This is a genomic window from Nitratidesulfovibrio liaohensis, from assembly GCF_011682075.1.
Taxonomy (GTDB): Bacteria; Desulfobacterota; Desulfovibrionia; order Desulfovibrionales; family Desulfovibrionaceae; genus Cupidesulfovibrio; species Cupidesulfovibrio liaohensis.
This window is the reverse complement of the sequence record NZ_VSMK01000739.1, coordinates 1-662: the sequence shown is the minus strand read 5'-3', so window position 1 is coordinate 662 and position 662 is coordinate 1. Positions and strand designations below refer to the sequence as shown.

The following is a 662-nucleotide window of genomic DNA, read 5'->3' as shown; positions in this document are numbered from 1 at the left end:
CGGGGCGGCCTGCTGCAACGCGCCGCGCGCGGGGTGGCGGCCTTCCTGCGCAATGCCCTGACCACCCAGGCCCCGTCCGGCCACCCCACGTTTCCGGTCACCTGGGTCACCCAGCACATCGCCGCCGGACCCGCGCCGGTGACGCGCGAACACCTCGACGCCCTGCGCGAACAGGGCATACAGGCCATCCTGAACCTGTGCGAGGAACTGTGCGTGCTGGCCGACCTGGAGCAGGAACAGGGCTTCGACGTGTTCTACCTGCCCATAGAGGACGAACACGCCCCGGACGAGGCCGCACTGGAGCAGGCCCTGGACTGGCTGGACGAGGCCGTGTACCTGGGCCGCCGGGTATACATCCACTGTCGCTACGGCATTGGCCGCACCGGCACGGTGCTGAACGCCTACCTGCTGCGCCGGGGGCTGGGCCAGCGCCGCACCGAACGGCTGATGCGCCGCCTGCGTTCCAAGCCCGCCAACTACCGCCAGTGGAGCGCCCTGCGCCGTTACGGTCGCCGCAACCGCGCCCTGACCCTGCGCGAACCCGCGCCCGAACCCGCCCGCCACGATGATCTTCTGCCCGTGCTGGCCGAATACGAGGCCCTGGTGGCCCGTCTGGACGCCACCCTGCGCGCCATGCCCGGCATGCCCGGTCCGGCGGACGT

1 protein-coding gene is annotated in these 662 nt (G+C 71.8%); it reads left to right on the top strand.

What is annotated here, in order from left to right; translation table 11 throughout:
- On the top strand, positions 1 to 662 hold a 662-nt coding region (locus FVW27_RS18415), incomplete at both ends, for a protein-tyrosine phosphatase family protein (protein ID WP_208294878.1).